Raw genomic sequence first — 22,424 nt, 5'->3', positions numbered from 1 at the left:
CCCGCAGATCACCATCTCGGCCCGCGGTTTCTGAAATGCCGCACATAGAGGCCTGACAGAAGACCGCACTCGATTACGCGCACAAGAAAGTCAGAAAATTCTTGCATACCAGGCGGCAACCACAGAAGTCCCTGGTGTCTACCATTCCACCAAGGGGGCACATGGTAGGCCCGGAGGGATTTGAACCCCCAACCAAAGCGTTATGAGCGCTCTGCTCTAACCGTTGAGCTACAGGCCCGTCCCTTCGGGTCTTTGGCGGAATTCGAAATTGAAGGCAACCGCTATGCCAACCACCCGAGAAGCCATCCTGACCGCCTTGGCGGACCTGCTCAGCACGGTACCTTATGTGCCCGTGCTGCGCGGCGAGGTCTTGCCAGAGCGGATCCCACCCGCAGGCCTGATGATCCTACGCGACGGCAGTCCCGGCGAGCCGGGCGTGTCGCTGTCACCGCTCACCTACCACTACCAACATCGCGCTGAACTCGAGGTAATCGTGCAATTCGGTCAGGATCGGGATGGACGGTTTGACACAGTGGTCGCGCAGATTGGCGCAGCGCTTGGCGCCGACCGGACGCTGGGCGGGCGCTGCGACTGGGTCGAGGCCGAGGCGCCTGAACCGGCCGACCTGCTCGTCGACGGCGCAGCCACGATCAAGGCCGCAATCGTGCCCATCATCCTGCATTACGCCACCAGCGACGCGCTGGGGCCGCCGCTCTGAACCGAATGACCGTGATTTACCGTGTCAATCAGGGTTATCGCACGAAACCATCGGACCGGCCAAGCTCACTGGCGCAAAAGCAACAGGCGTTCCAAGGCATTCAGGGCGAGCCTCGCGTCGCGAAAGATCAGATCAACATCGACAAGATCGTGAATTTCGGCATCGTCCATGTCGAGGGCCGGTGCCACGCCGATGGTCGCCAGGGGAACCGCGATGCGCAGGGCAAGAACCAGGCGAATGAGATCCGGCAGTCGCTCCTTGGTGCTCAGGGACACCCCGACAACGGTCGGCTGAGAGGCAGTCACGTGGGCGATCAGATCGTCGTGGTGTTCGGAAATCCTAAGGTCGATGTCCCAGCCCGCGTCCCGGAATGTTTCGGTGGCGATGGTGATCCCGAGCGTATGTGTTTCTCCGGGCACAGGCGCAAACAGGGCATCTGGGCGTGTGCGTCGGGCCCAGCCCGCTTCCTCGTGATCGGTTTTGAGTGCGCGGATGAGGGCATAGAGTTGGCCAGTCGCGCCAGTAACCTCGATGAAGGGGATTTCATTGCGGTCCCAGCGTTCCCCGAGGGAGCGCGCGGCCTCCGCGATCAGGCCATATCTCAGGTTCTGCTGCGAAACACCGCTTCTCTGAAGGTCAAGTATGAAGGACAGGGGAGCGGCCGAGTCAGGTTGCAGCAGCAGATCGCAAAACTCGGAAACCGTCTCGGGAGCAATCGTGTTGACGTCTACACGGAGCACAGGAGGGCCCAGCTTCACCAGACGCTGGATCACCTCAGTAGCGAGGCGCTCGATTCTTTCGGCGGGCAGAGAATTGCGCTTGTTGTCGAATAGCCTGTTCGCACGGTGGTAAAGTTCGGTGTTGATTGCGTGCGTTTCAGTCATGCTGTGGCCGTGTCGGTGATCCCATGATCACCGATCATTAGTGGCTGCAGCAACCTTTGCAACCGCCAGCCGCAAGCACCTAGGCACAGAGCTGGCAAACAGGAACACGACAGGAGATGAGACAATGGCACGAGCGCATGGCGCCCGGGCAAGACTGGCGCTTGCCTTTGAGACGATTTACGGCACCGCACCCGAGGCGGGCTGGTGGCAGATGCCCTTTGTCAGCAGCACACTCGGGGCCGAGCAGCCGCTCCTGAGCTCAGAACTGCTGGGCTATGGCCGCGATCCGCAGGCCCCGCTGGCCGATGCGGTTACCGCCGATGGCGATGTGGTCGTGCCCCTCGACACGGTGGGGTTCGGGGTCTGGCTGAAGGCAGCCTTTGGCGCGCCCGTGACCACTGGGCTCGATCCCGGTCCGTTCACGCATGTATTCACCTCGGGCGGCTGGGATCTGCCATCGCTTTCCATAGAAACGGCCATGCCGGAAGTGCCGCGCTATGCGCTGGCCACGGGCTGCGTGCTGGACCAGCTCAGCTGGCAGATGGCGCGCTCCGGCCTGCTGACCGCAACGGCCCGCCTGATCGCACAGGGCGAAACGGTCGCTGCCGCCTCCACGATCGGCACGCTAGAGGTGCCGGCCTTCCGCCGCTTTGGTCATTTCAACGGGGTGATCACGCGCAATGGCCAGCCGCTCGGCAATGTCGTCTCGGCCGAGATCACCTATGCCAATGGGATCGACCGGATCGAGACCATCCGCAACGACGGGCGCATCGAGGGGGCAGATCCCGGCATGGCGGCGCTGACGGGTCGGCTGGAGGTGCGGTTTGCGGATCAGACCCTGATCGAACAGGCAATCGCGGGCGAGGCGTGCGCGCTCAGCTTCGGCTATGCGCTGCCCTCCGGCGAAAGCCTGACGATGGACGTGCCCGCCGTGCATCTGCCGCGACCGCGGGTCGAGATCCCGGGCCCCCAAGGCATCCAGGCCAGCTTCGACTGGCAGGCGGCGAAGGATGCCAGCGCAGGGCACATGTGCCGGGTGAGGCTGGTGAACGCAGTGGAGGGCTATTGACGATGCTGACACTTGATCTGACCAATGCACCGCGCTGGATCGAGCTGATCCCCGGGCTGCGTGTCCAGCTACGTCCCTTGACGACCGCGCTGATGGTTGCAGCCCGCGCCGATCCGGCACTGGATCTCGCGGCCGTACAAAGCGACGACAATATCGGCGGGATTGTCGCTACCGAGGCGCTGGCCCTAACCATGGCGAAGGCGCTGGCCCGACAGGCGATCCTCGATTGGGAAGGCGTCGGCGATGCGGAGGGCCACCCCTTGCCGGTCAGTCCCGCCGCGATCGATGCGCTTCTGGATGTCTGGCCGGTCTTCGAGGCGTTCCAGACGATCTACGTCTCGAAGGGACTACTCCTGGACGCCGAAAAAAACGTCTCACCGCCCTTGCCGACTGGGTCTTCGGCGGGGGCGAGCGCTACTGCGCGGCCTGTGCGAGCAGCTGCGAAGACTGCCCGGCATGGCAAAACCGCCCGCTAACCCGCGAGGGCATCGCCGTCTGGGATCTCGTGCAGCGCCTCGGTGGCCAGCTGCGGCTGGTCGCAGCTCAGCACGGCGCCATCGTGATTGGCTGGGACATGACAGCGGCGCTGGCCATGGCCGCAGCTCTGGACATTCCGCCCCTCGCGGTTGCCGAACTGCTGCCGCCCATTGAGGCGGTGATGGTGCGCAAACTCAATGAAGAAGCGCGGTCGGTGATCAGCGCCTCATTCTGACCTCGTTCGCGTTTCGAACGATGATTTCCGCGGAAGGATCCGACCCATGGCAGAGAAGCGCGTCAGCGTCCGCCTTGCGGCCGTGGGCGGTCGTCAGGTCCGGGCGGAACTCGAAGGCGTGGGCGATGCTGGTGCGCGGGGCTTTGGGCGTCTGTCGCGCGAGATGGAGGCCGCCAACACCAGGCTTGCGGCCTTCGCCCGTCGCGCCAGCGTCGCCATGGGCGCAGCCGCAGCGGCGACCACCGCCGCCTTGGCCGTCATCGTGCGCACGACGGCGCAGAGTGCCGCGCAGATCCAGCAGTTTGCCCAGGTGGCCAATGCCACGCCCGAGGTGTTCCAGCGCTGGTCAGCCGCATCGGCCACGGTGGGTATCGAGCAAGAGAAGCTCGCCGATATCCTGAAGGATGTGAACGACCGGGTCGGGGACTTCCTGCAGACGGGCGGCGGCCCGATGGCGGATTTCTTCGAGAACATCGCGCCGCAGGTTGGGGTGACGGCCGAGCAATTCGCGCGTCTGTCCGGCCCCGAAGCCCTGCAGCTTTACGTCACCTCGCTCGAGCGCGCCGGTCTCGGCCAGCAGGAGATGACCTTCTATCTCGAGGCGATGGCGTCCGACGCCACGCGGCTCATCCCACTCTTGGCAAGTGGCGGGGCCGAGATGAAGCGGCTGGGCGAACGTGCCGCAGGCTTTGGCACCGTGCTCGACCGCGAGGCATTGGCCGCGCTGCGCCGCACCGAGATCGCGCTGATCGGTGTGGGCCAGGTGTTTCAGGGGATGCGGGTGCAGATCGGGGCAGCCTTGGCCCCCGCAGTCACCGCAATGGCCGAAGCCTTCCTGCGGCTCGCCGAGACCGGCGGTCCGATCAACCGCGCCTTCACGGCGGTCCTCGACAATCTCACGCGCCTTGGCACCTACGCTGCCACCTTCGCAGCCTTCCTCGCCGGACGCTGGGTCGCAGGGATGGCCGCGGCCGCTCTGTCTGTTCGGGGGCTGGCGACTGCGCTTGTGCTTCTGCGCGGTGCCTTGATCCGCACTGGGATCGGCGCCCTAATCGTCGGCGCAGGCGAGCTGATCTACCAGTTCACCCGGCTTGTCAGCAGTGTCGGCGGCGTCGGCAACGCCCTGAGCCTTCTGGGCCAAGTGGGCGCAGAGGCGTGGGACCGGCTTTCTCTGACGGCTTCTGCCGCCTGGGCACGCGTCGAGGCAGGCTGGGCCCGAACACAGGCCGCAATCTACGACGGGCTGCAGGGCACAACGGAAGCCGTGACCGGCTGGGCCAATGCCACGATTGGGGCGTTTCAGGGGGGCTTTGATGCCGTGGTCGCGATCTGGAGCGCGCTGCCCCAGACCATCGGGGATTTCGCCTACCAGGCAGCAAACGGGCTGATCGACGGCGTCGAGGCCATGCTCAATGCCGTGGTGGGCCGCATCAATCGCTTCATCGAAGGGTTGAACAGCGCGCTGTCGCTCCTGCCTGACTGGGCCGTCGGCGAAGGTGGTGCGCGGATCGGCACGCTCGATCCCGTCGATCTTGGCGGCATCGAGAACCCTTACGCTGGCGCGGCCGCTGCAACCGGCACCGCCGCGGCGGAGGCGTTTCAGGCGGCGATGGGGCGCACTTACGTCGAGGCGCCAGATCTCTTTGGAGGTATGGCAGACGCGGCGCGCGGACGGGCCAGTGGTTACGACGAAGCTGCAGGCATGCTGTCGGACGCCGCCAACCGGCCGCGTACCGCCTGGGACGCATTAAAAGCCGCCGTCACCTCCGCAGGCTCCGAGGGCAGTGCAGCACTTGACGGGACCGCCGCCGCCGCCGATCGCACGACGGCGGCGCTGGGCGAGACAGCAGACGCGGCGGGTCAAGCCGGTGATGCCACAGGTCAAGCCGGAGGTGCGGCAACCAAGGCCGCCGAAGAAGCCGCCACCGGTTGGCGCGCGGTCGCGCAAAGCCTCGCTGATTATGCACGCGACGCGATGGATTGGGGCAAGGGCCTCGGCCAATCGCTGGTCTCGGCCTTCCAGTCGGCAGAAAGCGCGTTCCGGACCTTCGTGACCACCGGAAAGCTCGACTTCAAGAGCTTGGTCTCCTCGATCCTGGCCGATCTCGCGGTGATCGCCGCGCGGCGCTTCATCCTCGGCCCGATCGCCAATGCGCTCTCGGGCGCTCTCGGCGGCTTAGGCGGGGGCGGTGGGATCTTTGCGGGCATCTTGCATCAGGGCGGCATCGTCGGTGGTGCGACGCCCATGCGCATGGTGCCAGCCATGGCCTTCGCTGCCGCGCCGCGCATGCACGAGGGTGGCTGGGCCGGGCTGCGCCCCGACGAGGTCCCGGCTATCCTGCAGCGCGGCGAGCGCGTTCTCTCCCGCCGCGAAGCCGCCGCCTATGGCGCGGGGGCCACGGGACGGGATGCAACTCCGGTGATCAACGTCACCATCCAGACCCGGGACGCCGAGAGCTTCCGGCAATCGCGCACGCAAGTCGCCAGTGACATCGCTCGCGCCGTCGCGCTGGGGCGGCGGGGAATGTGACCGCCGACCACCACGAACAGACCTGCCAAGGACCTCACCCCATGACCTTCTGCGAAGAGCGCTTCCCCGACGACATCAGCCGCGGGGCGCGCGGGGGCCCGGAACGGCGCACGCAAGTTGTGGAACTGGCCTCGGGCTTCGAGGAACGCAACGCCTCCTGGGCTCAGTCCCGGCGTCGCTTCGATGTGGCCTATGGCATCCGCCGCGCCGATGATCTGGCACGCGTCGTCGCCTTCTTCGAGGCTCGGCGCGGACGGCTGCAGGCGTTTCGGTTCAAGGACTGGTCGGATTACAAATCCTGCCTGCCCTCCGTCAGGGTCTCCGAACTCGACCAGCAGATTGGCATGGGCGACGGCACAGCCACCGACTTTGCCCTCGTCAAAGCCTATGGCAGCGGCCCCGAGACCTACCTGCGCCGCATCGTAAAGCCGGTCGCCAGCACGATCCGCGTCGCGCTGAATGGCGCCGAACAATTCACCGGCTGGGCCGCCGATGTCACCAAAGGCCTTGTCAGCTTCGATACCGCCCCCGATCCCGGCGTGATCATTTCGGCCGGCTTCGAATTCGACACGCCCGTGCGCTTCGATGCGGACACACTCGACGTCACCCTCGATCTTGAACGCTTGGGCTCCATCACCGCCATCCCGCTGATCGAAGTCCGCCTCGCCTGAACCCGCAATCCCGGACCCGCCCCATGCAAACCTACACACCCCTCGAACATCGCCCTGGCGATACGCCGCAGCTTTTCGACCTCGAAGGTGGGCTGCCGACCCAAGGCCCCTTCGGCAAGATCGTCAGGCTGACCGCCAGCGAGGAGGTCACCGGTCTCACCCCTGTCCCGATCGAGGCTGACGAACGCTATGCCTTCCGCGCCACCTACCGGCGCGCCAGCGACAGCCCCGATCCGGCCAATGACGCGATCAGCTGCGGCCTCGACTGGCTGGCCGCCGACAAGAGCCTGCTGTCACGCACCACCATCGACACCCAAACCGGCCTCCGGGTCGCCGATGGCCGCCGCGAGATCCGTGCCTCGGTCGTGGCGGAAGCCAATGGTCCCGCCCGGATCGTGGCCCCGACCGGCGCGCGCTACGCCCAACCTTGGCTCAAGACCTTCGGCACCGGCCATGCCACGGATGTCGAAGTCCTGAGCCTTGAGCGGCTGCCCTTCGTCTCCGTCCCCGTCGCTCGCACCTTCTATGTCACGATGGATGGCCAGGACATCAATGAAGGCACCTCGCTGACATCGCCCTTGGCCACGATCTCTGAGGGCCTCGCCCGCGCCGCAGCCCTTGGCCAATCTGCCGTCGTCATCGTCCAGCCCGGCGAATACACCGTCCCGCCCGAGACCGTGATCCCCGCCAATTGCGCTCTTTACGGCTATGATCTGCGCGTGACCAAGCTGCGCCTGCCTATCGGCCAGGAAGAGAACAACATGTTCCTCCTCTCCAATGGCTGCAAAGCGCGCGGCTTCACCTTCACCGGCTTGCGCCATGAGCCCTACACGCTGGCGGGCGGCCCACCACGGAAAGGCTGGGCCTTTGTCTTCAAGCCCGGCGAGATCATCACCCGCTCGCCCTATATCGCCGATTGCTCGCAACTCCACAGTTTTACCCAAGACCAGCTGGTGCTGCCGATCGACAAGGCGGCCGGCAATCCGCTGATGCCCCGCGGCGGTGGCAATCTGCTCGCAGACGGCTCGGTCCTTGCCCCGTCCTCGCCCCTGCGCTCGGTCGTGGTCGACAGCTTCACTGCCATCAACCCCAATGGCGTGGGATATGCCATCACCCGCAACGCCTTTGTCCAGCTGGTATCGGTCTTCACCAACTGGTCGCGCGTCGGCCTCTGGGCGCACGATGGCGGCCAGGTCACGGTGGCCAACTCCAACAACACCTTCGGCGACTACGCCTTTGCCGCCACCGGCTTTCGTCGTGCAATCCGCATCGAGGGCGTGGCCGACAAGAGCCTGATTCGCACCTATCCTGCGGCCGCCAACACCATCACCAGCCAGACCGAGGCCATCGTCACCGCGCTGATGACCACGCGCTATCCGACGCTGCCCAACTGGAATGGCCTCTCGGCCGATCAGAAGGCGCTGGCCGAGCGCGACACCCGCACGCTCCTGCGCAGCCTCGCAGGCGACCTGCGCGCGGGCCAGGACCGCGGCGCGCAGTTCTTTGCCAAGGGCCTCTTTGATTGGAATGCGGACTATGCCTTCTCCATCGCGCTGGTGCCGCTGTTTCTGGCCTCCTGGGAACAGGTCCGCGTTGAGCTTGCCGCCCGCATCACCGATCCCGGCGCGCAGACCATGATTGCGGCCCTCATCGCGCTGATCTCCGATGTGGTTGCCGCTCCCGAGGCCTATCGCACCGGTTTCCCTTCGGTGATCGAAGCCACCGGCCAGCAGTTCAGCTATGCCGGTTCGGGCGTGAACTACAACGCGCTGCCCTATGCGCAACGCGGCACCGGCCGCGCGCCTGACCCCTCCAGCGCCATCCTCAAATCCGGCGGCGGGCGCATCTACGCGACCTTTTCCACCGAGACCGGCGACACGTACCTTGGCGAGGACCTACGGGTGGATTTCGAGAGAAACACCATCGAAGGCCAGGCCTTCTCGCGCGGTGTGCAAAACATCGCACTCCCCCTCATCATCGGTCTCGGAGCCTGACCCCCATGGCCACCATCACCACGCCCCGTCCGCCCCTGAACCTCTTTGAGGTCGTGCGCCAATCGCTCGGCCTCGAATGGGCCACCGTCTATGACGTGCCGGATTACCTGATCCCGGCCGAGGGGCCGAACCCCGCGCGCAGTGTCGCCGCAGCGGCCATCATGACCGGGGTGCTGATCACCCCCACATCCGAGGCCGCCGTGCGCGTCTCGATCCGGGTTCTGGCGCTGAACAACACCCCCTGGCTGCTCCTTGATCGCGCCTTCGCCCCCTCGGGCGATGTCCTCTCGATCGGGCTCGACCGCCAGGTCCTCAAATCCGGCGAGCGGCTGCAGATGAAGGTCGAGGCCGGGGAAGCAGCCGTCGCGCATTTCTCCTTCATCCTCAACCAGCGCGAAGAGTTCACGGTGATCGCATGAGTGCCCTTCGTTACGCTACCGGCCGCGGCCGCTTTGTCGGCCAGTCCCTGATCTATCCCGTCCCGATCCCGCTCGATGCCGCGCAGTATTTCGGGGCGGCGTTGGTGGGCGAGGATGGCCAATTCTACTATTCCAACGGCCTCGAATGGATCGTGCCAATCGAGGACAACGAGATCCTGCGCCCTTCGGCCTTGGTGCCCTTCAGCGTCGACGAGCGCACCCAGCTGCGCCTGACCACCTTCCGCTCGCCTGCGGGGCTCGAACAGACCGGCATCATCTTCGAGATCTCTACCAATGGCGTGGATTTCGACGGATCGATCACGCGCATCGTCCCGGGCTTTGGCAATCTCTACCAGATCGAATTCCCCGAAGACGGCTTTGGCCCCGGCGACCGCGTGCTCTGGCGCGCGGCCTATACCGGCACGGGCGGCGCGCAGTCAAACTTCTCCGTTCCTTATGCCCAGACGTTTCCCGACCTGATCTCACGCCCCGCGCCGATCACGCGCGAGAACGCCATCACCGGCACGGTCCGTATTTCGGATTTCGAGAGCGCTGCCATCTTCGGCTATGGCTATGCCGAGACGCAGACGGCCTTCTATGCCCCGGACGCCACCCCGGGCGTCGATGCGCCGCTGGTCACCGTCACCCACACAGGCGGGGCGATCACCACTGTGCCGATTCCGCCGCTTGAGCCCGCCCGGAATTATCTCTGGCGCTCGCGCTATGGCGGCCGGCTGAATGCCTCGGCCCCCATCATCTATTCCGATTGGTCGAGCCCGCGCAGCTTCTTTCTCGGCGCGGCCTCGCTGATCCTGACCTATGATCTGACCTTCGCCACCGCACGCACGATCTACATCCCCCTCGGCGGCGGCACGGTCAACAACCCCCTCGATGTGACCATCGATTGGGGCGATGGCATCTCGGAGCGTTTCACCACGCCCGGGATCAAGCCGCACCTTTATGCCGAAGCTGCAGGCCCGCGCGTCACTGTTACTATCACCGGTCGCCTCGACTGGTATGGCACCAGCCAGGCCATCGACCAGAAGGCGCTGATCCGCGTCGAGAACATCGGCTTTGCCATGGGGCTGACCTCACTGCGCGGGGCCTTTCGCCAGACCACCACCGCGCTTGACCATATCACCCCGAATATCCCCGAGACCGTCACCAGCTTCGAGGAGCTCTTCTATGAGAGTTCCTGCGCCGCCGATCTGCGCGACATGGACACCCGTAACATCGAGACGATCCGGCGCATCTTCTTCCGCTCCGACGGCGTCGGCCCCAATTGCGCCAATTGGGATGTCGGCCGGGTGGCAGATGTGTTTCAGGCCTTCGCCAACAGCCAGATGAACAGCCCGTTCTCTCTCGGCAACTGGACCAGCCTCACCTCGATGGAGCAGATGTTCGTCCAGACCCAGGGCAACTACTATGGTGGCCGCGACGGCCGCGTGCGCTTCAACCAGTCGATCGCCACCTGGGACGTCAGCCGCATCACCTCGATGCGCCTGATGTTCGGCTGCACCGCCAGCGCCAATGTCGGCGCCATCGGGGCTGACTTCAACCAGCCGATCAATACGTGGGACGTGCGCGCGGTCCAAACCTTCGAGGGCTTCATGGGGCATCTGGGAAGCCCGGGGATCACCTCGGGCGGCGCGGTCTTCAACCAGCCGCTGAACCTGTGGAACACCTCGGCCGCCACCACCCTGCGCCGCATGTTTGCCATTGCACCGGCCTTCAATCAGGACATCAGCGCCTGGAACATCGGTTCAGTGACGGACCTGTCGGGACTGTTTGCTTCGGTGATCGGAGCGAGCGCCCCGATCTACCACGCCTTCAACCGTCCCCTCGGGCGCTGGAACACCGCCAGCGTCTCCGACATGTCCTTCCTGTTCCTGAACAGCAGCTACAACCAGCCGCTCGCAGACTGGCAGACCGGTTCCGTCACCACCATGCGCGGCATGTTCCAGAACTGCCCCTTCAACCAGCCGATCGGGACCTGGGATGTCGGCTCGGTCACCGACATGGCCTACATGTTCGCAAGCGTGCTCACCAATACCTCGCGCGTCGCCTTCAATCAGGACATCGGCGCCTGGAACGTCGGATCGGTCACCGACATGACGGCCATGTTCGGCGCGGTCGGCGCAGGCTCGAGCCAGTTCCACAGTTTCAACAACGGCGGCGCCCCCACCATCAACAGCTGGGATGTTGGCCGGGTCACCAGCATGCGCGCCATGTTCGCCTGCGGCATCGGCGGCAGCGGGATCCGCACCCACCCGTTCAACCAACCGATCGGCTCCTGGAACGTCTCGAACGTGGCAGACATGACCAGCATGTTGGCCGGCAACAACCATGCCTTCAATCAGGACATCTCCGACTGGCCGCTCCGCATCGCCGGGGTCACACTGACCAACATCATGGATACCGACACAGGCCATGCCTTCTCGCGTGAGAACTATGCGCGGCTCCTCGTCGGCTGGGCCAACCGCGTGGCCGACGCCAGCGGGCCCTTCAACCTGGCCCCCCGCTTCGATGGCAAGGTCTATGACGACACCCTCTACCGTCCAGCCGCGCGGCTACGCTCGGCCAACGAGGCGCGCGCCTTTCTGGTCTCCCCCCGCAGCCTGGCCGTGGCCGGTGCGGCAGAACCCGGGATCGATGGCCTCTATCTCTTCGAGAGCAGCACCGGCCTCTATGTCGCCCCGACCGGCTGGTATTTCCTGAAGACCGCCAGCAGCTGGTCGCTCTACGACCCCGAGGACCAGATGCGCGCCACCGGCATCGGCGACCACCCCTGGACCGTCACCACCTGGTCCGACCTCCTGGCCGCCGCCACCCTGCGCCTCGACGGCGCGGCATGGACCATCACTGGAGACAGCCCCGCATGAGCAGCCAGAGTTTTAGCGCCCAGACCCTGACCTGGTGGATCGCGCACGGACCAGACCGCCACACCGGCAGGCTCCGTGCGGGCGAAAGTCTCAGCACAGGTCAGGAGACCCTCGAGACCTTCACGCGGTTCCGGCCCTATCTCGATCGCCTGATCGCCCTCGGCGGTACGCCAGAAGAGGCGCATCCGCTTCTGCTGGGCGCGGATCGCGCGGGGTCAGAACCGCCTGCGCTGCCGGATTGAAGTGGCGCGTCCCGGCCTGCGCCATCTGCACAGGCTGACCGCACGGCGCGATGCCGTGTCGACCGCGAGACCAAGACCCTGACGTCTGCCGTCCGTGCGGGTCTATCGTTTCACAAACCTTCGCGCCCCCGGTCCTCCGGGGGCGTTTTGCATTTTGGAGACCACCATGCTCGGACCACTCTGGCAGGCCACCCGCGATCTACACCATCAGGCTGAGGACCACCCGCTGGCCCGCGCGATGATCGCGGGCACCATCACGACACAGGCTTGGGCCGATTGGCTGCAGGCGCATCTGACGATCCAGCTGGCGCTCGATCCGCATCTGCCGCTTGCGGTGCAACGGGCGGATGCACTGGCGCTCGACCTGCTGGCGCTTTTGCCAGTGGAGGCTCAGCCCAGTCGGGTGGCGGCGGAATTCGCAGCTTCGCTGACCGACACGGTGGCGATCTTCGGGGCAGCCTATCTGACCATCGGCGCGCATCGCCGCGGGGGGCGTGTCATCGAGAAGGCGCTGCGGGAAGCCGGGCGCGATCTGCCCTCACGGCATACGAGCTTTGACGACGGACCTGCGGCGGAAGCCTTCGTCAAGCAGTTGCGCGAGATCCCGGATCTGGCCCCCGGCGCACGGCGGGCCTTTGTCGCGCTCAGCGCCGTGATGGACGAGATCGTCGCGCGAGGGGATTTCGAAGCGCCAAGGGCGGAAGTGGCGGTCGCGCGATGAAGACCCTGCCATCCAGACTGCAGGCCCATCTCGACACCGGCGTGACCACGCTGGCCTGGTGCTGGCGGCTAACCCGTGCTGATGGCGCGCGGTTTGGCTTCACCGACCACGATCTGCCGCTGGTCTTCGACGACACGATTTTCGAGCCCCAGAGCGGATTTACTGCGTCCGAACTCCGCGCGGGCTCCGATCTCGCTGTCGATGCGCAAGAGGCCGAAGGCGTACTGTCCTCGGACCGCATCACCGAGACCGATATTCTCGATGGCCGCTGGGACAATGCCGCCGTCGAGGTCTGGCGCGTGAACTGGGCGGCGCCCGATCAGCGTGTCCTAATGCGCCGCGGTGCCGTCGGCCAGATTCGCCGCGGGCGGCTGGCCTTCGTGGCCGAGGTCCGGAGCCTCGCCCATGTGCTGGGCCAGACGGTCGGCCGGGTGTTTCAGGCGGGCTGTGATGCGGAACTGGGCGATGCCCGCTGCCGCGTCAATCTGAACGCGGTGGCGTTTCGCGGGACGGGCAGCGTTGCTGAACGCCTGCGCGACCGGGCGTTCGTGGCCGCAGGGCTTGGGGCGTTCGCCTCCGGCTGGTTCGCGCAAGGCACGCTGACCTGGGGGTCAGGCGCCAATGCCGGGCGGCGCGCGGAGGTGCTGCTGCATGACGTAATCGGCGGGCTCGTAACGCTGACACTGCTCGAGGCCCCGCTGCGCGCGATCACGGTCGGGGACAGTTTCACAGTGACCGCAGGTTGCGACAAGCGCGCCGAGACTTGTTCGGGCAAATTCGGCAACATCGCCAATTTCCGGGGCTTTCCGCACATCCCCGGTCAGGACGCGGTAATCCGCTATGCCACCAAGGACGGTGGCCATGAGGGCGAGGTGCTGGGATGAGCGCGCCCTTGCCCCGCCGCCGTGGCCGTCCGCCGAGGCCCGCAGATCCCGATCTGGTGATCGCCCTGGCGCGCGACTGGCTCGGCACTCCGTACCACGACCAGGCCTGCCTCAAAGGCGTGGGCTGCGATTGCCTCGGGCTCGCCCGCGGGATCTGGCGCCAGTTGCATGGGCCGGAGCCTTTCCCGATCCCACCCTACAGCCGGGATTGGGGCGAGACCGGGGAGCGCGAAGTTCTGGCAGAAGGGGCCACGCGCCTGATGCTGCCCATCGCAGTGGAGGCCCGCCAACCCAGCGATCTCCTCCTGTTTTGCATGCGCCCGGGCGCCATCGCCAAGCATGTCGGGATTTTGACAGCGCCGGACCAGTTCCTCCACGCCTATGAACGCCTCGGCGTCATCGAAGAACCGCTGACGCCTGCCTGGGCGCGGCGCATCGCCTTTGTCTTCCGCTTTCCGCGGCCGCGGCGGTCAGCAGCACGACGGACGCGCAATTCATCGGACTGAGAGGCGTGTCGGCATTCTGACACCTCCGCCCTTTGGCTGTTTCACCACAGAAAGACGATCCCTCATGGCCACCCTCATTCTGGGCGCTGCCGGTGCCGCGCTTGGCGGCTCGCTGATTTCTGGCACCATCCTTGGCTTCACCGGTGCCGCCATCGGGGGCTTCATCGGTGCCTCCATCGGTTCGGTCGTAGACAGCTGGATCATCTCCTCGCTCGCCCCTAGCCAGCGCATCGAAGGCGCGCGGCTCGACAGCCTGCGCCTGACCTCTTCGACCGAAGGCGCTGTCATCCCGCGAGTCTCTGGCCGCATGCGCATGGGCGGCAACATCATCTGGGCCACCGATTTCCGCGAGGAGGTGCGCACCACGACCCAGCGTGTCGGCGGCAAGGGCGGCGGCGGATCCAAGGTCACCACAACAGAATACCTCTATTACGCATCCTTTGCGGTAGCCCTGACTGAGGGACCGATTTCTGGAATCGGCCGCATCTGGGCCGACGGCAAGCCCATGGACATGACCGGTGTTACTTGGCGCTGGTATCCCGGCGATGAGAACCAGGCGCGCGATCCGTTCATCGCGGCGAAGATGGGTGCGGCCAATACGCCCGCCTATCGTGGCACCGCTTACGTGGTCTTCGAGGATTCGCCGCTGGAGAGTTATGGCAACCGCCTGCCGCAGCTCTCCTTCGAGGTTTTTCGCCCGATCGCGGACCCCGACAGCGCCGAAGGCCTGATCCGCGCCATGGTGCTGGGCGATGGCATGGGAGAGTTCGGTCTCGCAACCGGCATTGTCACCACCCAAAGTAGCGGCACGACTTCTGCGCTGAATGCCAGCCTTGATGCTGGGGCGGCGGATTTCACCGTGGCGCTGGATCGGCTGCAGGCGGCGTGCCCCAGGCTCGAAGCTGTCACGCTGCCCGTTGCCTGGTTCGGAGATGACCTGCGTGCCAACACCTGCCAGATCCGGCCCGGCGTCGAGACCCGTACGCGCGCCACCACGCCGGTGACCTGGGGCGTCAATGGCGAGACGCGCAGCAGCGCGCACCTTCTGTCGCGTGGAACGAATGGAGTGGGGTTTCGCGGAACGCCCTCGGATCAGACCGTGATCGCCGCCATCCGCGAGATCAAGGCGCGTGGGCTCCGGGTGACACTGGCTCCTGTGGTGATGCTGGACATCCCGGCCACCAACACGCGCATCGATCCCTGGACTGGGGCAGCCCCGCAGCCTGCTTATGCCGCCGCGACCCGGATCACCGCCAGCCTTGCACCGGGTCTGCCGGGGAGCCCGGACCTGACGGCGGCGATGACCAGCGAGATCGCTGCCTTTTTCGGCGCGGCGACGCCGACGCAATTTGCAGTGTCCGGTGAGACCGTGCGTTGGAATGGGCCTGCCAGCGATCGGGGCCTGCGCCGCCTTGTGCTGCATTACGCTCATCTCGCGGCGCGCGCAGGCGGGGTCGACAGTTTCCTGCTGGGGCCGCGGCTGGATGGGCTGGTCACCCTCCGATCGGCCCCCGGCACTTATCCGGCCACTGCGCAATGGATCAGCCTGGCGGCGGCCGTGCGTCAGATCCTCGGGGCGGGCCCGAAGATCGGGTTTTCGGCAGGCCCCGAGACCTGGCACAGCCATCATCCGACTCCGGGCGAGGTGCGGTTTCCGCTCGATCTGCTCTGGGCCGATGCCAATGTCAATTTCATCGGGGTGGAGGCCTATTGGCCACTGGCTGACTGGCGCGATGGCGACGACCATATCGATGCGGCCAAATGGCCCGCCCCGCAGGACCGCGCCTATTTCGCGGCCAATGTCGCGGGCGGTGAGAGCTACGACTGGCGCTACCTGTCTGATGCCGACCGCGCCGCACAGCGTCGGACGCCCGTGCTGGATCTGGCCGGGGGCGCCGAGGACGCGGCTTGGCTCTATCGGCCTAAGGATCTGGCGGGCTGGTGGAGCAATGCGCATGTCCCGCGCGTGGGCGGCGTGGCGCAAACGCCGACGGCCTGGATCCCGCGATCAAAGCCAATCCGGTTCACCGCCCTCGGCGCCCCAGCCGTTGATCGTGCCGCCAATGAACCAGATGCGCTAAGTGCACCGCTGGCTGCAGACGCCCGCCTGCCATGGTTTTCGCGCGGATGGCGGGATGACGCGAGCCAGCGCAGTGTGATTGAGGCGATCCTTGGCCACTGGTTTTCCCCTGGAGGGAACCCCGTCTCGCCCGTGACCGGCGCGCCGATGCTGGATATCGCGAACTGCGCAGCGGCTTTCTGGGATACGCGGCCCTATCCGGCCTATCCCGAAGCGCCTGACCTTTGGCCCGATGCTGCGACCTGGCGCACAGGGCACACTCTGAGCGGGCGGCTGGGGTCGGTGTCCCTCGCGGCCCTCGTGCGGTCGCTTTGTCAGCGGGCGGGGCTGCCAGACGGTCAGATCGACGTGTCGGGTCTCTGGGGCGCGATCGAGGGTCATGTCATCACAGCTCTCGAAAGCCCGCGCACCTCGATCACGGTGCTGGCGCGGCATTTCGGGTTCGATGCGGTCGAAAGCGAAGGCCGCATCCGGTTTCTGATGCGCGGCCGTGCGCCAGCAGCAGAGATTTCCTCTGACAACATGGTGACGGGTGCCACGGGCGGGGCGGAGGTTTTTGAGCTGACCCGGGCACAGGAGACCGAACTCCCCCTCGCGCTCAAATGGCAGGTCGCGCGCGCAGACGAGGATTATGACAGCGCGCTCGTTGAGGCGCGCCGCGTCACGGTGACGGCCGCGCGGATCACGGCTGAAGCGTTTCCGATGGCTGTCCCGCCAGAGGAGGCAGAGCGGCGTTGCCGTCGCGCACTGATGGAAGCCTGGACCGGGCGCGAGAGTGCCGCTTTCCGCCTGCCGCCCTCGCGGTTGGCCTTGGACCCCGGCGATGTTCTGCGCCTCAGCCATGACGGGCGCGAGATCGATCTGCGGATTCTGTCGCTCGCCGACAGCACCGCCCGCGGGCTTGAGGCGCTGGTGCAGGACCGCACGCTGCACGATCTGCCGCCAGGGCCGGCGCGTCCCGCGGCGCTCGCACGCCCGCTGGTGTTCGGGGCACCCGAGGTCGCCTTCCTCGATCTACCGCAGCTGAGCGAGACCGAGATCGACCACCAGCCGCTCATTGCCGCCGATGCGCGGCCTTGGCCCGGGACGCTTGCGGTCTGGCGCAGTGCCAGCAGCGATGGCTTCAGCCTGATCCAGACGCTGGGCGCGCGCGCAAGGATGGGGGTGCTGGCAGAAGACTTGGGGCCAGGGCCAGTCGGGCGCTTCGATCACGCGAACGCGCTGGTGGTGGATCTGGCCAGCGGCACGCTGGAAAGCGTCACCGACCTTGCGCTCTTTGGCGGCGCCAATGCCCTGGCCGTCGAGACCGGACCGGGGCATTGCGAGATCATTCAGGCAGGGACGGCAGAATTGGTCGCGCCCGGCTGCTATCGATTGACCCGCCTGTTGCGCGGACAGCGCGGCACCGAACAAGCCATGGGCAACCCGACGCTTGCCGGCGCGCGGATCGTCCTGCTGGATGCCACGCTCGCGCGGTTGCCCATCCCGCTTGGTGATCTGGGTCTGCCCTGGCTCTGGCGCGTGGGGCCCGCGGCACTTCCCTTCACCGATCCGAGCTTTGCCGCTGCGGAATTCACGCCCAAGGGCGCGGGGCTTCGGCCTTTTGCTGTGGCGCAGGTGGACAACCCCGGTCTGCGCGGCCGCGTGCCCGGCGATCTGACCCTGCGCTGGATCCGCGCTGATCGCGCGCTGGTCGCCGCCAGCTGGGAAGCCGTGGAGGTGCCAATGTCGGAGGCCAGCGAGGCTTATGAGCTTGAGATCATGGGGCAGGACGGCAGCAGCGTGATCCGCGTGCTGACCGCAAACCAGCCGCAGGCCCTCTACAGCGCGGCGCATCAGATCACCGATCGCGGCGCGCTCTTGGGCCCCGGCGACAGCCTCACCATCCGGCTCTTCCAGCTCTCCGCCCTTCTGGGGCGCGGGGCACCGCGCACCGTCACACTGAATTTCTGAAGGAGACCCTCCATGGCTGAGACCAGCCCTCGGCTTTTGCTGCCCTATCTGCAAGCGGCCCAGGCCCAGAAGCACGTCACCCATAACGAAGCGCTGCGCAGGCTCGACGGGCTTGTGAACCTGACCGTCGAGGATCGCAGCCGCAGTGCTCCACCCGCAAACCCCGTCGAGGGCGCGGCCTATCTGGTGGCCGCCGGGGCGACTGGCCTTTGGGCCGGCTGGTCAGGCGATATCGCGCTTTGGGCCGATGGCGCCTGGATGCGGCTGCCGACGCGCGTGGGCTGGCGGGTCTGGGTCATCGCGGAACAGCTCATGCTGGTGCGTCTTGCGGCGGGCTGGGTCACCCTTGATGCGGCAATGGGGCTCCTGGTCCGGGGCGCCAGCACCGATCTGGCTGAGGGCGCCCTTGGGAGCCGGACGCGCGCTTCTGTGATCGAGGCCTCGGTGACCGGGCTCTCGGGCAGCAGTGTAACGACCACTCTGACCATACCCGCAAGAGCGCTGGTGATCGGGGTCTCGGCGCGCGTCACCACCGCGATCACCGGCGCCACCGGCTTTGCCTTGGGGACTGCCACAGAGCAATCCGCCTTCGGGGCAGGGTTTGGCATCAGTGCCGGATCGCTCGCTCAACTGCCCATCACGCCGCGGGCCTTTGCCCTCGCAACGCCCGTGCGGGTCTCAGCCGAGGGCGGGAGTTTCACCGGCGGGGCCCTGCGGCTCGCATGTCATACCCTATCAATCGGAGCCCCGGCATGAGTGATCCCGCATCCCCCGGCCTCTTGGCCGCCACCGCCGCGGCCTTCCGCGACCATGGTCTGACCGCGGCAATCACCGCGCTGATCGGTGGGTTTCTGGCACTGATCGCCGCCGTCACCCGCCGTGCCTTTACCAACGAGGCGCTGCTGCAACGGCTTGACCGCGAGTTGATTGCCGATCGCGAACGCATCGAGGCGCAGCGCTCCGAGGATCGCAAAGCCGATGCCGACCGTCTCGATCGCATCGAGACCGACATTCGAACCGTTCGCGATCTGCTTTTCGAAGCCTTCCAGCGCAATCGCGCAGGCTGACGCCGCAGGGGCGTCATCACCTGAACCGCGGCCCGAACGGAGCCGCAGTCACAGCCCGTCGCGCCCTGCGGCGGGTTTTTTGTCATCAATCGTAACAGGAGGGCGTCATGCCTGAACCGATCCGAACGTTCCGCCATTTCCGCGACGTGCCAGATAGCGCGTGGCGCTGGGGGAACTTCTCGCCGGCGGAGATTGCCTGCCGCGGCACGGGGCAGTTGAAGCTGCACCCGGAGGCGCTGGACAAGCTGCAGGCCCTGCGCGATCGGTTGGGCAAACCGCTGATCGTCCGCTCTGCTTACCGTTCGCCCGAACACAACCGTGCTGTCGGTGGAGCCAAGGCGTCGAAGCACATGGACGGCACGGCCTTTGATATCGCCATGGCGAACCACGATCCCGCGGCCTTCGAGGCGACGGCGCGTGCGGTCGGGTTCTTGGGGTTTGGGTATTATCCGCGGTCCGGTTTCATGCACATCGACCTTGGGCCTGCACGGACCTGGGGTGAGAGGTTTCCGGTCAGGGCGGTGCCTTTTGCGCTAGAGGTGCCAGCCGCGCGTGAGACGCTGGCAGAAAGCAGGACCATGAAAGGGGCGGGGGCTGCAGGCGTGGCTACCGTGGGCGCCGCTGGGGTAGAGGTCGCGCAAGGGGTCTTGGCCGAGGCGCAGGGCGCGGTTCTGCCGCTGATCCCCTATCTGGACAGCTTGCGCTGGATCTTCATCGCCCTCGCGCTGGCAGGCATTGCCGTGGCGATCTGGGCGCGGGTCGATGACTGGCGCAGGGGGATGCAGTGATGCTGGGCACCATGCTGGCCGCGCTATTCACCCGACCTTGGGCGCGGCGGATCATCGGAGCGGCACTCGCCGCTCTGGCCGTCGTGCTGTTTCTGGTCAACCTGCGCCGTGCTGGCGAGCGCGCTGGTCGCGCAGCGGAACGGCTTGAAAACTTGGAGCGCACCCATGCCATTCAGCGTCAGATACTGGAGGCCGCCAGCAGGCGCCCTCGCAGCCGTAACGATCTTGTTGACCGGCTGCGCAGCGGGGAGTTCTGAGCGCTGGGCAGGCTTTGTCTGCCCAGCCGTGGTCGACTACAGCCGTGACGAACAGCGGCGCGTAGCGGATGAGGTCGCCGCGCTGCCCGACGGCAGCGTCATCGTCGACTGGCTTGCGGATTATGCCGTGCTCAGAGCACAAGTCCGGGCGTGCGCGTCATGATAGTTGACCAACATACAACTCACACTCCGAAAAGGAGCGCATTCACGACAAAAAAGATGACCACCGTTGCGATGCTTCCGAAGAACAGCACCACCAAACCACCCGCGAGCGTGAACAAAGGCCTGCTGAACACCACCAACAGCACGATGACCACAACCGTGATGACGGCTTCGAAGCTCATCCGTGGTTTCCCTCGACCGATGATGACGTAATTCGGATGGCTGTCCCGAAGCCGGTTACGTTGACGGCTTTGGAGCCGAAATTGACATGAAACTGGCAGTCCGCAACCATGTCAGCACCAAGCTCTTGCGCCCGCAATCGCAAGCCCGCCCGGCAAGCCTGCATGGCAATCCCCAGATCCGGCGCTCTGAAGATCCCATCTTTTGAAAAGCCCACGGCCGCAACAATTTCGAGCACCACGTGCGCGCCCTGTGGCGGGTAAGTTACCAAAGATATTGCCATCATGCGCCCTCTTTCGGACGCGCGGCACAGCCTCATTGTCCGGTTCCATGCTGCGGGCTGGTTCGAAATGGCGTGGTTTCTCTATCAATGGGGTGACAAAGTCGAAGTATTCGCACCAGCCGTCGAAGTACTCGCACCAGCCGGCTTGCGCGATTATGTTCACCCATGGCGGCGCCCAGATCTCGATGGGTTGCCACAGGTTGTCGCATCGTCCGATTCCTACGCGAGGGCGAAGCAAGTCCTCAGATTGACCGTTGTCATGCACGAACCAAGGGTCCAAATGGGCCAGAATAAAATGATCTTCCGTGTCTAAAGGTAATCTCCCCCTTTTTAACGGGGTGCATCTGTAGAACTTACGCGGCCATTTTCAGTTTCATTGCGGGTGTGATGCCGCCGATGCCCATGTTCGGGCGGTCGTTGTTATATGTCCAGAGCCATTGTGTGGCCTGATCCTGTGCCTCCTCTATGCTTTCTATGATGTATTGGTCCAGCCACTCATGCCGAACCGTCCGGTTGTAGCGTTCGACATATGCGTTCTGCTGGGGCTGTCCGGGTTGGATGTGCTGGATGGCAATGCCCTGCTTCTCAGCCCATATCCTGAGCGTCTCGCTGATGTATTCAGGGCCGTTGTCCACACGAATTGTGCAGGGTTTCCCGCGCCACTCAATGATGCGGTTCAGGCTGCGGATGACACGTTCTGCGGGCAGCGAGAAGTCAACCTCGATGCCCAGCCCCTCTCGGTTGAAGTCGTCCAACACATTCAAAAGCCGAAAAGCCCTGCCGTCGCCGAGGCGATCCGCCATAAAGTCCATGGACCAGGTCACATTGGGCGCATCCGGCACGGCCAGAACGTCAGGCTTCTCCCGTTTTAGCCGCTTGCGGGGCTTGATACGCAGGTTCAACTCCAGCTCACAGTAGATCCGATAGACGCGTTTATGGTTCCACGGATGCCCCTTCACGTTGCGCAAATGCAGGAAACACAGGCCAAAACCCCAAGTCTTTCGTGCATCCGTCAGCCCTGTCAGCAGATCGGCGATCACCTCGTTCTCGTCCTTCAGCTTGGGGCTGTAACGATAGCAGGTCTCGCTGACCCCGAAGGCCCGACACGCCAGCGCAATGCTGACGCCCCGTCGTTCCACCGCCGTTTCGGCCATCTCGCGGCGCTGAGATGGCCGATCTACTTTTTTCCAAGGGCTTCCTTCAGCAAATCGTTCTGCATGCTCAGGTCCGCATACATCCGCTTAAGCCGACGGTTCTCTTCTTCCATCGCCTTCATCTGGCTGACCATCGACGCATCCATGCCGCCATACTTGGCCCGCCATTTGTAAAAAGACGCGTCGCTCATCCCATGTTCACGGCACAGCTCGGCCACCGGCACACCGCCTTCAGCCTGCCGCAGGATCGCGATGATCTGTGCTTCAG

At 65.5% G+C, this 22,424-nt stretch carries 22 protein-coding genes and 1 tRNA gene; 18 read left to right on the top strand and 5 right to left on the bottom strand.

Annotated features, from left to right (window positions below; genetic code table 11):
• Window positions 1–162: 162 nt before the first annotated feature.
• Window positions 163–238: transfer RNA gene (locus tag C5F46_RS12775), tRNA-Ile, on the bottom strand.
• Window positions 239–283: 45 nt separating this feature from the next.
• On the opposite strand from C5F46_RS12775, the gene C5F46_RS12770 reads away from it, so the two are divergent.
• Entirely contained in the window at window positions 284–718 is a 435-nt protein-coding gene (locus tag C5F46_RS12770) for an acyl-CoA transferase (RefSeq protein ID WP_107325729.1), read from the top strand.
• 65 nt (window positions 719–783) lie between these two features.
• Here the strand turns inward: C5F46_RS12770 and C5F46_RS12765 are convergent, their stop codons facing one another.
• A complete protein-coding gene (locus C5F46_RS12765; protein ID WP_107325728.1) occupies window positions 784–1,602 on the bottom strand; it encodes a cobalamin B12-binding domain-containing protein in 819 nt (272 codons plus the stop codon).
• Window positions 1,603–1,726: 124 nt separating this feature from the next.
• Here C5F46_RS12765 and C5F46_RS12760 point away from each other — a divergent pair, with 124 nt between their 5' ends.
• The 17 genes from C5F46_RS12760 (at window position 1,727) to C5F46_RS12680 (ending at window position 20,377) form a co-directional block, all read left to right on the top strand.
• Window positions 1,727–2,671, top strand: a complete 945-nt coding sequence (locus tag C5F46_RS12760) for a phage tail tube protein (protein WP_107325727.1) — start codon at window positions 1,727–1,729, stop codon at window positions 2,669–2,671.
• Between the two features lie 2 nt (window positions 2,672–2,673).
• Window positions 2,674–3,147: a hypothetical protein gene (locus tag C5F46_RS12755; protein WP_107325726.1), complete on the top strand. Its 474-nt coding sequence runs from the start codon at window positions 2,674–2,676 to the stop codon at window positions 3,145–3,147.
• A gap of 29 nt (window positions 3,148–3,176) precedes the next feature.
• On the top strand, window positions 3,177–3,383 hold the full coding sequence (locus C5F46_RS12750) for a DUF7697 family protein (RefSeq protein WP_207186760.1): 207 nt from the start codon (window positions 3,177–3,179) through the stop codon (window positions 3,381–3,383).
• A gap of 46 nt (window positions 3,384–3,429) precedes the next feature.
• Window positions 3,430–5,913: a phage tail tape measure C-terminal domain-containing protein gene (locus C5F46_RS12745; RefSeq protein WP_107325725.1), complete on the top strand. Its 2,484-nt coding sequence runs from the start codon at window positions 3,430–3,432 to the stop codon at window positions 5,911–5,913.
• Between the two features lie 41 nt (window positions 5,914–5,954).
• Complete coding sequence (locus C5F46_RS12740; RefSeq protein WP_107325724.1) at window positions 5,955–6,584, top strand: DUF2460 domain-containing protein; 630 nt, start codon at window positions 5,955–5,957, stop codon at window positions 6,582–6,584.
• 23 nt (window positions 6,585–6,607) lie between these two features.
• Window positions 6,608–8,578: a hypothetical protein gene (locus C5F46_RS12735; protein WP_107325723.1), complete on the top strand. Its 1,971-nt coding sequence runs from the start codon at window positions 6,608–6,610 to the stop codon at window positions 8,576–8,578.
• Window positions 8,579–8,583: 5 nt separating this feature from the next.
• On the top strand, window positions 8,584–8,997 hold the full coding sequence (locus C5F46_RS12730; protein WP_107325722.1) for a hypothetical protein: 414 nt from the start codon (window positions 8,584–8,586) through the stop codon (window positions 8,995–8,997).
• The gene (locus tag C5F46_RS12725) at window positions 8,994–11,879 is read left to right on the top strand and encodes a BspA family leucine-rich repeat surface protein (RefSeq protein ID WP_107325721.1); all 2,886 of its coding nucleotides are present in this window, start codon (window positions 8,994–8,996) and stop codon (window positions 11,877–11,879) included. Before C5F46_RS12730 ends, C5F46_RS12725 begins: the two co-directional genes overlap by 4 nt.
• The gene (locus C5F46_RS12720; RefSeq protein ID WP_107325720.1) at window positions 11,876–12,121 is read left to right on the top strand and encodes a hypothetical protein; all 246 of its coding nucleotides are present in this window, start codon (window positions 11,876–11,878) and stop codon (window positions 12,119–12,121) included. Before C5F46_RS12725 ends, C5F46_RS12720 begins: the two co-directional genes overlap by 4 nt.
• Window positions 12,122–12,287: 166 nt before the next feature.
• Entirely contained in the window at window positions 12,288–12,842 is a 555-nt protein-coding gene (locus C5F46_RS12715) for a heme oxygenase-like domain-containing protein (RefSeq protein ID WP_107325719.1), read from the top strand.
• Window positions 12,839–13,726 (top strand): DUF2163 domain-containing protein, encoded by an 888-nt coding sequence (locus C5F46_RS12710; RefSeq protein WP_107325718.1) that lies wholly within the window; start codon window positions 12,839–12,841, stop codon window positions 13,724–13,726. Before C5F46_RS12715 ends, C5F46_RS12710 begins: the two co-directional genes overlap by 4 nt.
• Entirely contained in the window at window positions 13,723–14,232 is a 510-nt protein-coding gene (locus tag C5F46_RS12705) for a C40 family peptidase (protein WP_107325717.1), read from the top strand. The genes C5F46_RS12710 and C5F46_RS12705 overlap by 4 nt, the downstream gene beginning before the upstream one ends.
• 64 nt (window positions 14,233–14,296) lie before the next feature.
• Window positions 14,297–18,265, top strand: coding sequence for a baseplate multidomain protein megatron (locus C5F46_RS12700; RefSeq protein ID WP_107325716.1), 3,969 nt, complete (start codon window positions 14,297–14,299; stop codon window positions 18,263–18,265).
• A gap of 12 nt (window positions 18,266–18,277) precedes the next feature.
• Complete coding sequence (locus C5F46_RS12695; RefSeq protein WP_107325715.1) at window positions 18,278–19,021, top strand: DUF2793 domain-containing protein; 744 nt, start codon at window positions 18,278–18,280, stop codon at window positions 19,019–19,021.
• A complete protein-coding gene (locus C5F46_RS12690) occupies window positions 19,018–19,332 on the top strand; it encodes a hypothetical protein (RefSeq protein ID WP_107325714.1) in 315 nt (104 codons plus the stop codon). The genes C5F46_RS12695 and C5F46_RS12690 overlap by 4 nt, the downstream gene beginning before the upstream one ends.
• 107 nt (window positions 19,333–19,439) lie before the next feature.
• Window positions 19,440–20,120, top strand: coding sequence for a YcbK family protein (locus C5F46_RS12685; RefSeq protein WP_107325713.1), 681 nt, complete (start codon window positions 19,440–19,442; stop codon window positions 20,118–20,120).
• Entirely contained in the window at window positions 20,120–20,377 is a 258-nt protein-coding gene (locus tag C5F46_RS12680; protein WP_168796896.1) for a hypothetical protein, read from the top strand. Before C5F46_RS12685 ends, C5F46_RS12680 begins: the two co-directional genes overlap by 1 nt.
• Before the next feature lie 182 nt (window positions 20,378–20,559).
• Here C5F46_RS12680 and C5F46_RS16690 read toward each other — a convergent pair whose 3' ends face one another.
• From C5F46_RS16690 to C5F46_RS12665, 3 genes are all read right to left on the bottom strand, one after another.
• Window positions 20,560–20,721: a hypothetical protein gene (locus C5F46_RS16690; RefSeq protein ID WP_168796895.1), complete on the bottom strand. Its 162-nt coding sequence runs from the start codon at window positions 20,719–20,721 to the stop codon at window positions 20,560–20,562.
• Window positions 20,718–21,005, bottom strand: coding sequence for a hypothetical protein (locus tag C5F46_RS12675; protein ID WP_107325712.1), 288 nt, complete (start codon window positions 21,003–21,005; stop codon window positions 20,718–20,720). Before C5F46_RS12675 ends, C5F46_RS16690 begins: the two co-directional genes overlap by 4 nt.
• A 350-nt stretch (window positions 21,006–21,355) precedes the next feature.
• Window positions 21,356–22,424 (bottom strand): IS3 family transposase gene (locus tag C5F46_RS12665; RefSeq protein ID WP_107325710.1). Its coding sequence is split into 2 segments (ribosomal slippage), with 1,070 coding nucleotides annotated over them: window positions 21,356–22,182 and window positions 22,182–22,424; the frame shifts between segments, so codons are not numbered across the junction. This gene is flagged as partial in the annotation.

Origin of the sequence: Phaeovulum veldkampii DSM 11550 (assembly GCF_003034995.1) — a bacterium.
In the GTDB taxonomy this organism is placed as follows: domain Bacteria; phylum Pseudomonadota; class Alphaproteobacteria; order Rhodobacterales; family Rhodobacteraceae; genus Phaeovulum; species Phaeovulum veldkampii.
This window is presented reverse-complemented; position numbering and strand designations above follow the sequence as displayed.

What these genes read in the sequence shown, in the direction of transcription:
- C5F46_RS12690 (WP_107325714.1), top strand. Translation starts at nt 19,018, where the DNA reads ATGAGTGATCCCGCATCCCCCGGCCTCTTGGCCGCCACCGCCGCGGCC.
- C5F46_RS16690 (WP_168796895.1), bottom strand. Translation starts at nt 20,721, where the DNA reads ATGAGCTTCGAAGCCGTCATCACGGTTGTGGTCATCGTGCTGTTGGTG.
- C5F46_RS12680 (WP_168796896.1), top strand. Translation starts at nt 20,120, where the DNA reads ATGCTGGGCACCATGCTGGCCGCGCTATTCACCCGACCTTGGGCGCGG.
- C5F46_RS12760 (WP_107325727.1), top strand. Translation starts at nt 1,727, where the DNA reads ATGGCACGAGCGCATGGCGCCCGGGCAAGACTGGCGCTTGCCTTTGAG.
- C5F46_RS12755 (WP_107325726.1), top strand. Translation starts at nt 2,674, where the DNA reads ATGCTGACACTTGATCTGACCAATGCACCGCGCTGGATCGAGCTGATC.
- C5F46_RS12720 (WP_107325720.1), top strand. Translation starts at nt 11,876, where the DNA reads ATGAGCAGCCAGAGTTTTAGCGCCCAGACCCTGACCTGGTGGATCGCG.
- C5F46_RS12695 (WP_107325715.1), top strand. Translation starts at nt 18,278, where the DNA reads ATGGCTGAGACCAGCCCTCGGCTTTTGCTGCCCTATCTGCAAGCGGCC.
- C5F46_RS12715 (WP_107325719.1), top strand. Translation starts at nt 12,288, where the DNA reads ATGCTCGGACCACTCTGGCAGGCCACCCGCGATCTACACCATCAGGCT.
- C5F46_RS12710 (WP_107325718.1), top strand. Translation starts at nt 12,839, where the DNA reads ATGAAGACCCTGCCATCCAGACTGCAGGCCCATCTCGACACCGGCGTG.
- C5F46_RS12740 (WP_107325724.1), top strand. Translation starts at nt 5,955, where the DNA reads ATGACCTTCTGCGAAGAGCGCTTCCCCGACGACATCAGCCGCGGGGCG.
- C5F46_RS12770 (WP_107325729.1), top strand. Translation starts at nt 284, where the DNA reads ATGCCAACCACCCGAGAAGCCATCCTGACCGCCTTGGCGGACCTGCTC.
- C5F46_RS12705 (WP_107325717.1), top strand. Translation starts at nt 13,723, where the DNA reads ATGAGCGCGCCCTTGCCCCGCCGCCGTGGCCGTCCGCCGAGGCCCGCA.
- C5F46_RS12765 (WP_107325728.1), bottom strand. Translation starts at nt 1,602, where the DNA reads ATGACTGAAACGCACGCAATCAACACCGAACTTTACCACCGTGCGAAC.
- C5F46_RS12725 (WP_107325721.1), top strand. Translation starts at nt 8,994, where the DNA reads ATGAGTGCCCTTCGTTACGCTACCGGCCGCGGCCGCTTTGTCGGCCAG.
- C5F46_RS12730 (WP_107325722.1), top strand. Translation starts at nt 8,584, where the DNA reads ATGGCCACCATCACCACGCCCCGTCCGCCCCTGAACCTCTTTGAGGTC.
- C5F46_RS12675 (WP_107325712.1), bottom strand. Translation starts at nt 21,005, where the DNA reads ATGATGGCAATATCTTTGGTAACTTACCCGCCACAGGGCGCGCACGTG.
- C5F46_RS12735 (WP_107325723.1), top strand. Translation starts at nt 6,608, where the DNA reads ATGCAAACCTACACACCCCTCGAACATCGCCCTGGCGATACGCCGCAG.
- C5F46_RS12745 (WP_107325725.1), top strand. Translation starts at nt 3,430, where the DNA reads ATGGCAGAGAAGCGCGTCAGCGTCCGCCTTGCGGCCGTGGGCGGTCGT.
- C5F46_RS12700 (WP_107325716.1), top strand. Translation starts at nt 14,297, where the DNA reads ATGGCCACCCTCATTCTGGGCGCTGCCGGTGCCGCGCTTGGCGGCTCG.
- C5F46_RS12685 (WP_107325713.1), top strand. Translation starts at nt 19,440, where the DNA reads ATGCCTGAACCGATCCGAACGTTCCGCCATTTCCGCGACGTGCCAGAT.